This is a genomic window from Comamonas sp. Y33R10-2, assembly GCF_019355935.1.
Lineage (GTDB): Bacteria > Pseudomonadota > Gammaproteobacteria > Burkholderiales > Burkholderiaceae_C > Comamonas.
Window position 1 is genome coordinate 3,593,478 of the sequence record NZ_CP079925.1, and the last position, 11,917, is coordinate 3,605,394.

Annotated in this window: 14 protein-coding genes and 1 pseudogene; 6 read left to right on the forward strand and 9 right to left on the reverse strand. The window is 53.2% G+C overall.

What is annotated here, in order from left to right; genetic code table 11:
* The first annotated feature begins 65 nt into the window (after positions 1–65).
* A complete protein-coding gene (gene coaD, locus KUF54_RS16195) occupies positions 66–560 on the forward strand; it encodes a pantetheine-phosphate adenylyltransferase (protein WP_219343781.1) in 495 nt (164 codons plus the stop codon).
* 10 nt (positions 561–570) lie between these two features.
* Here the strand turns inward: coaD and KUF54_RS16200 are convergent, their stop codons facing one another.
* From KUF54_RS16200 to KUF54_RS16220, 5 genes are all read right to left on the reverse strand, one after another.
* A complete protein-coding gene (locus KUF54_RS16200) occupies positions 571–1,626 on the reverse strand; it encodes a putative zinc-binding metallopeptidase (RefSeq protein ID WP_219343782.1) in 1,056 nt (351 codons plus the stop codon).
* A gap of 126 nt (positions 1,627–1,752) precedes the next feature.
* On the reverse strand, positions 1,753–2,073 hold the full coding sequence (locus KUF54_RS16205) for a BON domain-containing protein (RefSeq protein WP_219343783.1): 321 nt from the start codon (positions 2,071–2,073) through the stop codon (positions 1,753–1,755).
* A 76-nt stretch (positions 2,074–2,149) separates the two neighbouring features.
* On the reverse strand, positions 2,150–2,635 hold the full coding sequence (locus tag KUF54_RS16210) for a hypothetical protein (protein WP_219343784.1): 486 nt from the start codon (positions 2,633–2,635) through the stop codon (positions 2,150–2,152).
* 163 nt (positions 2,636–2,798) lie between these two features.
* On the reverse strand, positions 2,799–2,960 hold the full coding sequence (locus KUF54_RS16215) for a DUF1328 domain-containing protein (protein ID WP_219343785.1): 162 nt from the start codon (positions 2,958–2,960) through the stop codon (positions 2,799–2,801).
* 157 nt (positions 2,961–3,117) lie between these two features.
* Positions 3,118–4,467 (reverse strand): CHASE3 domain-containing protein, encoded by a 1,350-nt coding sequence (locus KUF54_RS16220; RefSeq protein ID WP_219343786.1) that lies wholly within the window; start codon positions 4,465–4,467, stop codon positions 3,118–3,120.
* Positions 4,468–4,600: 133 nt separating this feature from the next.
* On the opposite strand from KUF54_RS16220, the gene KUF54_RS16225 reads away from it, so the two are divergent.
* Positions 4,601–5,233 (forward strand): response regulator transcription factor, encoded by a 633-nt coding sequence (locus KUF54_RS16225; RefSeq protein ID WP_099735844.1) that lies wholly within the window; start codon positions 4,601–4,603, stop codon positions 5,231–5,233.
* A 57-nt stretch (positions 5,234–5,290) separates the two neighbouring features.
* On the opposite strand, the pseudogene KUF54_RS16230 reads toward KUF54_RS16225, so the two are convergent.
* The 4 genes and pseudogenes from KUF54_RS16230 to gpmA all read right to left on the reverse strand — a co-directional run bounded on the left by KUF54_RS16230 (position 5,291) and on the right by gpmA (position 9,006).
* Positions 5,291–5,679 (reverse strand): annotated as a pseudogene (locus KUF54_RS16230) (response regulator).
* 120 nt (positions 5,680–5,799) lie between these two features.
* Complete coding sequence (locus KUF54_RS16235) at positions 5,800–6,546, reverse strand: HesA/MoeB/ThiF family protein (RefSeq protein ID WP_219343787.1); 747 nt, start codon at positions 6,544–6,546, stop codon at positions 5,800–5,802.
* Positions 6,547–6,619: 73 nt separating this feature from the next.
* Entirely contained in the window at positions 6,620–8,131 is a 1,512-nt protein-coding gene (locus tag KUF54_RS16240; protein WP_219343788.1) for a S41 family peptidase, read from the reverse strand.
* 131 nt (positions 8,132–8,262) lie between these two features.
* Positions 8,263–9,006, reverse strand: coding sequence for a 2,3-diphosphoglycerate-dependent phosphoglycerate mutase (gene gpmA, locus KUF54_RS16245; protein WP_219343789.1), 744 nt, complete (start codon positions 9,004–9,006; stop codon positions 8,263–8,265).
* 287 nt (positions 9,007–9,293) lie between these two features.
* Between gpmA and KUF54_RS16250 the strand changes: the two genes are divergently transcribed.
* The 4 genes from KUF54_RS16250 (at position 9,294) to KUF54_RS16265 (ending at position 11,831) form a co-directional block, all read left to right on the forward strand.
* Complete coding sequence (locus KUF54_RS16250; RefSeq protein WP_219343790.1) at positions 9,294–9,701, forward strand: rhodanese-like domain-containing protein; 408 nt, start codon at positions 9,294–9,296, stop codon at positions 9,699–9,701.
* A 73-nt stretch (positions 9,702–9,774) separates the two neighbouring features.
* A complete protein-coding gene (gene grxC, locus KUF54_RS16255) occupies positions 9,775–10,032 on the forward strand; it encodes a glutaredoxin 3 (protein ID WP_219343791.1) in 258 nt (85 codons plus the stop codon).
* A gap of 201 nt (positions 10,033–10,233) precedes the next feature.
* Positions 10,234–10,695, forward strand: a complete 462-nt coding sequence (secB, locus tag KUF54_RS16260; RefSeq protein ID WP_219343792.1) for a protein-export chaperone SecB — start codon at positions 10,234–10,236, stop codon at positions 10,693–10,695.
* A gap of 119 nt (positions 10,696–10,814) precedes the next feature.
* Positions 10,815–11,831, forward strand: a complete 1,017-nt coding sequence (locus KUF54_RS16265) for an NAD(P)H-dependent glycerol-3-phosphate dehydrogenase (protein WP_219346441.1) — start codon at positions 10,815–10,817, stop codon at positions 11,829–11,831.
* Positions 11,832–11,917 lie beyond the last annotated feature (86 nt).

Sequence of the window (11,917 nt, forward strand, 5' to 3'; positions counted from 1 at the left end):
AATGCTTTTGTGCTGCATTGCAGCAGCTTCGAATTCCACCAAAAGCCGCAAAAGAGAGATAAACCATGAGCCAGAACGTGATTGCCGTTTACCCCGGCACCTTCGACCCGATTACGCTGGGCCATGAAGATGTGGTGCGCCGGGCCACGCAGCTGTTCGGCAAGGTCATCGTGGCAGTGGCTGCCGGTCATCACAAAAAGACGCTATTTACGCTGGATGAGCGCATTGCCATGGTGCGCGAGGCTTGCTCAAAGTATCCGCAAGTTGAGGTAGAAAGCTTTGACGGCCTGCTGGCGCACTTTGTGTTGGCGCGCGGTGCCAAAGCCATGGTACGTGGCCTGCGTGCTGTGACGGACTTTGACTATGAATTTCAGCTCGCCGGCATGAACCGCACACTGATGCCTGAGGTGGAAACCGTGTTCCTCACCCCCAGCGACCGCTACCAGTTCATCAGCTCCACCTTTGTGCGCGAAATTGCCACTTTGGACGGTCAAGTGGACAAGTTTGTCTCCAAGGGCGTGCATGACAAGCTGATGGCCAAGGTTGGCCGTAGCGTCTAGGGCTCAAAAATTAAGGTACAAGCACGCCTGACTTCTGGCTGTAGTCAGTGATCAAGTCATGCACAAAGCGTAGCTTGCTCCACGCCATGGCTGAAATTGAAAATGGGTAGGCATCTTCAAGCCCCAAACTGCGGTTGAGGCTGTTATGCAGCAACGTAAGCGGCACCCACTGCGCCTGCATTACGGAAAATTTCACTGGCATAGGGCCTAGCGGGTTGCCTATCATTTGTTGGCCAGGGCTAGGAATGGCGGGCACGGTAATACAAGTGTTGTAGCTGGCCGCCGTCTCCATCAAGTCCACCATGTGCAGGTAATGTGCCCAAGTTTCGGCCCAATCCTCCCACGGGTGAGCCGTGGCATAGGCACTAATACTGCTGAAGCCCCAGCTGGTGTCCAGCGGGTCTTTGTTGTAGTGGTACTGCAGTGCCTGCGCATAGTCCTGCCTTTCATCACCAAATAGCGCTCTGAAACGCTCCAGCCAAGCGCTGTTTGCTATCAATTGATCCCAATAAAAATGTCCAGATTCATGGCGTAAATGGCCGATGAGGGTGCGCAAGGGCTCGCGCAGGGCCAAGCGCCTTCTGGCGCGTTCGTCATCATCGGCTTCGACAACATTCAGGGTAATCATGCCGTTGGCGTGACCTGTCATGATGAGGTCTGAGCCTGGAATATCAGCCAGTAATGCAAAACGAGGCTCTGGCAAGCGGTGCTCATGCGTGTCAATCAAGCCTAGCTTGGCTAAGGTGTAGAACAGGCGGCGTTTGGCGACTTCAATCTTGGCCCAGCGCAACTCATTGTCCGGATTGCTGGAGTCGGGCAGCCATGCCGTTTGACGGCAGGAGACGCACAGCGTGTTCGGATCAGAAACCTCAATCGCAAAATTGCACAAACTGATGTTGTACCGGTGCGCACAAGGGCGGTAACGGGGGGCTTTTTCATTAGCGGGCGGGAGAACACCTACCCTTTGCTGATCGGGCAAAAACGCCTGATTTGCGCCGCAATAAACACATTGCAGACTGTCAAAGTAGATGAGGTGGCCGCAGACCTCGCAGTTAAAAACTTGCATGAACTCACTTTAACTGCGATGTGTCACATCGTGATGTGGGGAAAAAAACAAAAGCCAGCTTCAAGCTGGCTTTTGTTTGAGAGAAAGCCGACGCGTAGGCCGCACTTTCTGCAGGAGCTTATGAGCTTAAGGCTTAACGACAATGCTGTTACGCACTTCACGCACATTCTTGGTCGAGCGTGCAATTTCAGCAGCACGTGCTTTTTCAGCATCAGACTTGGCAAAACCAGACAGTTGCACAACACCTTTCAGTGTCTCCACGCTGATAGACGTTGCTGACACGCTCTTATCTTCAGCCATCTTTGCCTTCACAGCTGTCGTGATACCAGCATCATCAACATAAGATCCAACAGATTGCTGGTCGCGAGCAACCGAGCAAGCAGTAGTGCCCAGAACGGCAGTCACGGCAACGAGGCTGAAAGCCAAAGCACGAGTCATGTTTTTCATAGGTTTCTCCTTAGATGTTAAAAATGCCGCCAGAAAATTGGCTAACGGCAGTTGCTGAAGACGCGTAGAAAACTTATTACTTGCGCGAGCGGCCTAAAAAGAAGGCTGCAGCCAGCGCTGCACCAGTGGCTGCAGCAATCAACACAGACTTGCCGGGCTGCTCGCTCACATACTTGGTCGTTGCGTCTGTTGCCGTATGAATTTGGCGTCGGGCGCGGTGAGAGTTATCAGCCCAGAAGTTGATGCTGCGCTCAGCCAAGTCCTGCGCACGGTCGGCCAGCTTGTCGATCAGCGGGTTAACTTCATCATCCGCAGTGCGAAGGTGGCGGCCTGTGGAATCGATGGCTTCAGAAGCCGTGCGCCTAGCGCTGCGCATTGTGTCTTTGGCTTTATCAGCAATGTCATCAGCCATCTCCTCGGTCGCATCGGCAACCTTGTGCGCGGTGCTCTTTGCGGAGCTCACTGCATCATTCACGACAGTTTTTGCATCGCCTGCCATATCTTTGGCCGTATTTTTCAGGTCTTCCACCGTGTCTTTAACGTCTTTTGCAGCTTGGTTCATAGTTTTAAACTCCCAAAAATTTAAGCATTATTACGAAGGCGTGCGCTCATATGACTTATGAACATTGCTACTTCTGAAGCGTGAAGCTTAGAGAGATGATGGCCAATAGTCATGGATTGCGCAATGCATAAAAACAAAGTTCTACACATTGGACCAGCGCAGCTTATTTTTTCATGAGTCCAACCAAGAAGGTTATGACGGCCATCGCGAGGAAAACGAAGAACAGTATTTTGGCGATACCCACAGCGCTGGCTGCGATGCCTCCAAAGCCGAAGACAGCGGCAATTAAGGCAATAACGATGAAGACAATAGCGTAGTGCAGCATGGTTTTCTCCTAGCAAGTGCAGGCTTAGAGGCAGTTGCCCAAAGCCATGTACTTACTGTAGAGGCGCTGTGCAAAGGGTTCTGACAGGCAAGAGCCTTTAACGAGCGTATGGCTGCCTTAGAGGAGCGTAGGACAAGCTTCTGCAGTGCGCTTCGTTTTATGCATTGGACGCTGCAAGTGGAATGACCGCAGAAATAGTCGTTCCCTTAGTGGGTTGTGAAGCCACAGTGAGGCGCCCGCCTACGGCTTCTACTCTGTGTTTCATGCCTGTTAGCCCGTGAGAGTTAGGGCGCATGCTGGCTAGCTCAAACCCTTGACCATCATCCTGAATCTGCACAGCTACATAGGTGGGGTAGTTGTGAACGCTGACCATGACATGGCTGGCTTTTGCATATTTGCCAATATTGGTCAGTGATTCTTGAACGATACGGTAAACCGTCAATTGGGTGGACTCTGACAAATCAACTGACTCTAAGCTGCATTCCACATCAATGTTGCTGCGCTCACCGAACTCACGGGTCAAGATTTCCAACGAGGTGGTTAGGCCTAGATTGGACAGAGAGGAGGGGCGCAGATCCTCAATAATTCGGCGTTTGAGTGCAATTCCGCTGTTGAGTGTTTCGACAAGATGAACAACGCGCTCCGAAACTTCAGGCGCTGACAGGTCAATCTTGGACTTCAGCCTTGCCACATCCAGCTTAGCTGCGGTTAGAAGAGAGCCCAGTTCATCATGCAGCTCTCGCGCTAAGTGAGCCCGTTCATCTTCGCGTACTTGCTGCAAGTGGGTGGCAAGTTCGGCGAGCGTTGCTGTACGTTCGTTGACCACTTCTTCAAGTCGATTGCGTTCTTCAAGTTGAATTTCTTGCTCGCGCTGATGAGAGTGCTGCAGGGCATTGGCTTGGCGCAAATACATGAAGAAGCCAAGAATGCCTAGTGCTGTGACCGTAGCAATTCCGATACGCGATAGGCTGAGTGTTTCTTCGATATCAGCGAGGTTGGCTTTGGCGTTCTGGTCAATGTTGCTGCGCAAAGTTGTGACGTGAGTGCGGATCGCCTCCATGTTTTCTATACCAACATCGGTAAACATCACAAAACGCCAAGCCTCATGGTTGCCTTGGCGATATAGGCGCAAGCTCAACTCCATCTCGCTGGTTTTACGCTCCACTTGCCTAGCCAGTGGCGTGAAGGTCGCCAGCTCCTTGGGGTCCATGAGGAAAGTGCGTCGCAGCTCATCCATGCTGGCACCAATACCTACGTTGGCTGAGTTGTATGGCTGCAGATAGCGTTCTTCCCCTGTAAGAAGGTAGCCACGTAAGCCGGTTTCTGCATCCAGTATTTGTTGCATTAACAAATTAAGCTTGGATCTCGTGCTTTGTGTTTTAGTCAGCGTATCTAGGGCTTGCAAAGACTTTTTATAGCCAGCTTCATTAATACTGACCATTAAGACGGCCGCAATGATCGCTATCGTCAGGCTGACTGCAATTTTGCGGATATGGGTCCTGCGCATCTACATCCTCTCACCTACAAGGCAATTACCTGATATTCTGCATAATCCTATCGTCAATGACTGACATCATAGTGCGGTCTTGAATGTTTCATGCGCTTGAGGCTAGGCGCAACTTCATAAAAAAGAGGCTTTCATGATAAAAGTAGGCATAGTTGATGATCATGCGATTGTTCGCTCTGGATTGCGCCAATTTCTGTCTGAGCATGTAGACCTGAGGGTCGTTGGAGAGGCCGGCAATGGACGAGAGGCCATTGATTTGGTGCGAGAGCAAGAAATTGATGTGCTTTTGATGGACTTGTCCATGCCAGGGCAAAGTGGCATTGATGCATTAGCAATGCTTCGGGCGAAAGCTCCTGATATGGGGATCTTGATCCTCAGTGGCTACCCTGAGGAGCACTATGCGATCAACTTGATTCGTCAAGGCGCTAGTGGATACCTGAACAAAGAGTGTGACCCTCAAGATATTGCTGAAGCGATTCGTACGGTTGCTTTGGGTCGACGTTATTTGACGCCTGCAGTGGCAGACCTTTTGGCGCAGCAACTCAACCGCAAGGATGATGTTCCTGCGCATGAACAGCTGTCTGAACGAGAGTTTCAGGTGTTTTTGAAACTAGCCCGCGGAGAGACTGCAGGCGATATTGCCAAGTCACTTTCATTGAGTGTCAAGACGGTAAGTACCTATAGAACAAGATTAATGGAGAAAATGGGTCTCTCTTCTAATAGCGATTTGACGTATTACGCATTAAAAAATCGTTTGATCGATTAATGAAAAAGAGGCTTGGATTTTCCAAGCCTCTTTTTTAGAATTAAGAATTCGGTTTGCTTAAGCTTTAGCTGTGTTGAGATCAATACAGAAATCGATGAGAGCATCGATTTCATTCGATTTATCAAACACTGCATCAGCGTTTAGAGCAAGGCATCGCTCTCGGACATCTGCAGTTGCATAGTTGCATAGTTGCTAAGCACCAGCATTTTTTGTGATGCCGTGCGATGTTTGAAGTCGCTGACGATGCCAAGACCACTGCCTTCGCGCAAGAACAAATCCACGATGACGAGATCCCATGCATCTGGGTTGCTGTTAAGCCATTGCGATGCGTCCGATTCAGTCTCGGCGATACCAACAGCTTCGACATCTGCAAGCTCCGCCAACGTCGCAATCAGGTTCTCGCGAATCGTAGGGTTGTCCTCAACGAAAAAGGTGCGCAGTTTCACAGTGGTGGATTTTTTTTGGGCTAAACCCGAGGTCACATCACTGCTGCTCAGGTCTTGTATGGTGAAATAAATTACGATTTAAGCAATTTCATTGTAATGTTAATTTAAGTAAAAACAGTGTCAGTGTCTGCACACGTCACAGGTTTTAACCCTTGTGATTTTCATCGTACTCCACTCCAAAGTGCGAGCGTCAAGCATCTGAAGTCGTCCGACAGAAGATTGGCCAAAACCGACAATCAGTTTTAAAGCTTCTGCTGCTTGTTGGGTACCTATTAGGCCAACAAGGGGGGCAAAAACCCCCATGGTCGAGCACTGGATTTCTTCAAATTCAGCCTCTGGTGGAAAGACGCAGGCGTAACAAGGGCTGTCAGGATTGCGTGGGTCAATGACCATGAGTTGCCCGTCCACCCGAATGGCTGCGCCTTCAATCAAGGGAATACGGTGGCGCACGCAGGCTGCATTGATGGTTTGACGTGTTTTGTAGTTATCCGTGCAGTCCAGAACGACAGTTGCTGTAGGCAGCAATTCATTGAGCAAGGCGTCAGTTGCTCGCTCCTGAATGCAGCGAATGTCGACTTCGGGATTGATGGCGTGGATTGCCGTGCGAATGGATTCGACTTTAGGCATACCAACGCGATCAGTTGTGTGGGCAATCTGGCGCTGTAAATTTGTCACGTCTACGGTGTCGTTGTCAACGATAGTCATGCGGCCTACCCCGGCAGAGCCGAGGTACAGCGCAGCAGGGGAGCCGAGGCCACCGGCACCAATGATCACCACATGCGCAGCCAAAATGCGCTCTTGGCCTTCAATACCGATTTCGTCGAGCATGATGTGGCGGGAGTAGCGCAGCAATTGATCGTCGTTCATCGGCTTGTTTCCATGATCCAAAGAAAAAACCGGGCAAGCCCGGCTGATTGTGAGTAGGGTTGGTAACCCGAGCTTATTTTTTGCTCTTGTCAGATTCGCTCTTTTCAGGCGACTTCTTGACTGCAGGCTTTTTATCCGCATCGGCTGCATCGTCAGACTTGTCTTCCACTTTGCGCTCTGTCAGTGTTTTGCTGACTTGAACGGTCTGGCCTTTGAGCTTGTTCAGCGCTTGCTGCAGCTGGAAGTCTTTGTCAGAGCCAAACTCTGGCAAGCGGCGTTCAGACACAGGCTTTTTAGCTTCTTCTTCCAAACGCTTGCGGGCTTCTTCACGCGCTTTTTCCAGTGCGTCGTTTTTGACTTCAGCGCCTTGACCGCTGGAGAGGTGCTTTTCCAGATCGGCTTCACGCATGCCCAGAGCGGCAAAGAGATTGCCCTCGGCGGTTTCGTCCACCATCAGGTCGGGGACGATGCCCTTGGCCTGAATAGACTTGCCGCTAGGTGTGTAGTAACGCGCCGTGGTCAGTTTGAGTGCAGTTTCTGGGCCCAGGGGGCGAACCGTCTGGACGGAGCCCTTGCCGAAAGACTGGCTACCCATCACGGTAGCGCGCTTGTGATCTTGCAAAGCACCTGCAACGATTTCGCTGGCGGAGGCAGAACCTTCATTCACCAACACAACTAGTGGCAGCTTCTTCAGAGCTGCAGGCAATCGCTGCAGTGGGTCGCCAAAGCCACGTTGAGCGTAGAACTCTGGCGATGCCTTATAGACAGCTTTGCTTTCAGCCAATTGACCGTTGGTTGAGACCACAGGCACATCGGGTGGCAAGAAGGCGGCAGAGATAGCCACCGCTGCATCGAGCAGGCCACCTGGGTCGTTGCGTAGGTCAAGCACCAGACCCTTGAGGTTGGGCTCTTGTTTGTAGACTTCTTCGACCTTGCGGACAAAGTCATCGACCGTGCGTTCTTGGAACTGGCTCAAGCGAATCCATGCGTAGCCGGGCTCGACAACCTTGCCCTTTACGGACTGAGTTTTGATTTCTTCACGCGTGATCGTGACGGGGAAGCTGCGGCTTTCGTCCTTGCGCATGATGTTCAGACGCACCTTGGTATTGGGCTCGCCGCGCATGCGTTTGACGGCGTCATTGAGCGTCAGGCCCTTGACGGCAGTGTCATCGATCTTGGTGATGAGGTCGCCAGTTTTGAGACCAGCGCGGAAGGCCGGCGAGCCTTCGATGGGGGAGACGATCTTGATCAGGCCATCTTCCATGGTGATCTCAATGCCTACGCCAACGAACTTGCCGGAAGTGCCTTCCTTGAATTCTTTGTACGTCTTCTTGTCGAAGTACTGAGAGTGGGGGTCCAAGCTGGAGACCATGCCAGAGATGGCATCGGTAATCAGCTTTTTGTCGCTGACCGGCTCTACATAATCGGTTTTGATCAGACCAAAAACGGCTGACAGCTGCTGGATTTCTTCAAGTGGCAGAGGTGTTACACCGCCGCGAGCTAGCGTCTGCAGGGATACGGTCGTCAACGCACCTGCGAGAACGCCTACAGAGATCCAGCCTGCAATTTTGATTTTTTGACCCATAGCACCCCTTTATCCGTTCGCAATATACACCTTGGACGACACAAGGCCTATGTAGTTCCATAGGCCTTGTGCTGTGTCAGTCCATGTTCATGCAGCCACAGCAGCTTGAATCATGAGCGGTGCAAGTAGTCTCAGGCCTTGCCCTGAGAGGCGACCGCAGCGGCTGCCTTGGCTGCCGCTTCGGCATCGCCCAGGTAGTAGTGGCGGATTGGCTTGAGATCGGCATCCAGTTCATAAACCAACGGGATGCCGTTGGGGACGTTGACACCGACAATTTTGTCGTCAGCGATATTGTCCAGATACTTAATCAGCGCGCGGATGGAGTTGCCATGTGCGGTGATAACGATGCGCTTGCCGGCCAAAATGGCGGGGGCAATAGAGTCGTTCCAGAAAGGTACGACGCGGGCAACAGTGTCTTGCAGGCACTCTGTCAGCGGAATTTGCTCGGGCTGCAGCTTGGCGTAGCGCAAGTCGCCGCGCTCGCTACGCTCATCAGTAGCTTCCAGTGCAGGAGGCGGCACATCGTAGCTGCGGCGCCAGACCAGTACTTGGTCCTCACCGTACTTCTTGGCCGTGTCCGCCTTGTTCAGGCCTTGCAGACCGCCGTAATGGCGTTCGTTCAGGCGCCAGTCGTGCACCACGGGCAGCCAAGTGCGGTCCATTTCATCTTGCACATGCCAGAGGGTGCGAATGGCACGCTTGAGCATGCTGGTGTAGGCCACATCGAAGTCAAAGCCTTCTGCCTTGAGCAGTTGGCCGGCCTGTTTGGCCTGTTCGACGCCGGTGGCAGTCAGATCCACATCGGTCCAGCCGGTGAAGCGGTTTTCAAGGTTCCAGGTGGATTCACCGTGGCGGATCAGAACGAGCTTGTACATGGATTCTCTCAAGGTAGCAAAGCAGTAATGACACAAAGTCAAAACCCAACATTCTAGAGGCTAGGACTTTGTCCAAGCGCGATAGAAGGACAGTCACTTCAGGCCAATAGCAGGGCTAAAGCCTATTCCAGTGAGACTTTTCAGGAATTGATGAGGGTGCGCACTTTCAAGGATGGCCTTGTCAATAGGGGGTATGGACTTGTCAGGCGCGGGTCTGTGCAGGACTGCGCGGGCTAAGCGGCGGGCCTGCCTCTAAAATCAGCGGGTTTGCCATCCCAAGGAATGACGTGAAATTCATCATCGATAACTGGTATTTGATCCTGATTGCTGTGGCTTCGGGTGTGATGCTGCTCTTGCCCGCTCTGCGCGGTGCTGCTGGCGGTTCTTTGTCGGCTGCTGCTGCCGTGCATCTGATCAACCGTGAAAAAGCCGTGGTGATTGATGTGCGCGAGGCCGAAGAGTTTGCGGCTGGCCGAATCAATGCTGCCAAAAATCTGCCTTTGAACCAGTTGGAAGAAAAGCTGGCTGCGACCGTCAAGAACAAGCAATTGCCCTTGGTGCTGGTTTGTGCTTCGGGCGCTCGCGCAGTGCGCGCTGAAGGCATTGCCAAGAAGCTGGGCTATGAAAAGGCTCAAGCCCTGGCCGGCGGCATGAAAGCCTGGCGCGATGCAGGCTTGCCTGTTGAAAAAGCCTGATTCAGCCCTAGCTAAGAGTTCTTCAATGCGGCGCAGCAAAAGCGTGCCGCCAGTCATATAAGGAAGTTGCCCCATGCAAGCCGTGAAGATGTACACCACCGCCGTCTGCCCTTATTGCGTACGTGCCAAGCAAGTTCTGCACGCCAAGGGTGTTGAGAACATTGAAGAAATTCGCATTGATTTCGACAACGAAGCGCGCAAGCACATGATGGAAATCACGGGCCGCCGCTCCGTGCCCCAGATCTTTATTGGCGAAACCCATGTGGGTGGCTGCGACGATTTGATGGCTTTGGATGCCAAGGGCGAGTTGCTGCCCCTGCTGCAAAGCTAATCACTTACCCTGTAAAAATGCGAGCAAGTGGCATGATTTTTCGCTTTGGGCCTGTGCTGACCATAGGCTTGCGAGCAGTCGCTGCATAATGCAAATCGCTATTTCATGGAAATGCCTGCTATGAGACTAGCCCGGTGCTAACACTCACTGCAGGCATTTGCATTTTTCTCGCAAGAATTTTTCTGAAAGACCAAGTTCATCATGGCCGAACAAGACAACAGCCCCGTGTTCCAGATCCAGCGCGTCTACCTGAAGGATCTGTCCTTGGAGCAGCCTAACTCTCCCGCCATCTTGTTGGAGCAAGAGCAGCCTAGCGTTGACATTCAACTGGGCGTGGAAGCCACTCCCGTGGCTGAAGGCGTGTACGAAGTGGCTGTGACCGCGACTGTGCAAACCAAGATTCAGGATAAGACTGTGTTCTTGGTCGAAGCCAAGCAAGCCGGTATCTTCGAAATTCGCAACGTGCCCGAAGACCAAATGGGTGGCGTCATCGGTATTGCTTGCCCGCAGATCATTTACCCCTACCTGCGCGGTAACGTGGCTGACATCGTGACTCGTGCAGGCTTTCCTCCCGTGCACCTGGCTGAAATCAACTTTCAAGCCATGTACGAGCAGCAACAAGCCGCTGCAGCCGCTCAAACTGAAGGCCAACTGCCCCAGTAAGCAGCGCTTTTTTGATCTGAAGGGCCCTGTGGGACAATCAGATCAAGGCACCCAAAAAGAGGCCCTTGCGGCCTTTTTCGCATATCTGGCCTGCGTTATTTGCTATGAATTCCAAAGCTATGAATATTCTTGTCATCGGAGCTGGCGCTTGGGGTACGGCCATGGCCGTCAGCGCGGCAACCCATTCAGACCAGCGCTCAGTCAGCCTCTGGGCGCGTGATGCGGCGCAGGCCCAGCTGATGCAGGCCGAGCGGGCAAACAGCCGCTATTTGCCCGGTATCCGCTTTCCGGAGCCTCTGGCGGTGGTCAGCGGTGATGTGATGGCGCATGCCGCGGCAGCTGACTTGATCGTTTTGGGCACACCCATGGCCGCACTGCGCCAGTGGCTGGGTTTGCTCAAAGACTGCAGCGCACCGGTGGTCTGGTTGTGCAAAGGCTTTGAGGCCGTGGCGGCTGATGGCTCTGGCTCTGGCGCAGGCTATGGCTTGATGGCGCACGAGGTTTGCCAGCAGGTCGCGCCGCAGCTCAAAAGCGGCGCATTGAGCGGCCCCAGCTTTGCTGCCGAGGTGGCGCGCCAGCAGCCCACAGCATTGGTTGCGGCCAGTGCGCACGAGGGTGTGAGCGAGTTGCTGGTCGCAGCCTTTCACGGTGACGCCATGCGCGTTTATGCCAATAGCGACATCGTGGGCGTGGAAGTGGGCGGCGCGGTCAAGAATGTGCTGGCTATTGCCACCGGCTTGTGCGACGGGCTGGAGCTGGGCCTGAACGCCCGCGCAGCGCTGGTAACACGTGGCTTGGCGGAGATGACGCGCTTGGGCGTGGCGCTGGGTGCGCAGGCTGAGACCTTTATGGGCTTGTCCGGTCTGGGTGATTTGGTGCTGACTGCAACGGGCGATTTGTCCCGCAACCGCAAAGTGGGTTTGCTGCTGGCGCAGGGCAAGACGCTGGAGCAGGCCGTGGCATCACTAGGCCATGTGGCAGAAGGCGTTTACAGCGCCCGCACCGTGCTTGCGCGAGCGCGCCAAGTGGGGGTGGAGATGCCGATTACGGAGACGGTGGTCGCCTTGCTCGATGGCACATTGCCGGTGACGGAGGCCGTCAAGCACTTGATGGCACGTGATGCCCGCGGTGAGTGAAGTATAAAAAAGATAGCTGCTACTTGGCGTGATTCGTTGATTTCAGACACTTTTATCGCTGAAGCTCAATCATTGAAGGCACAGGC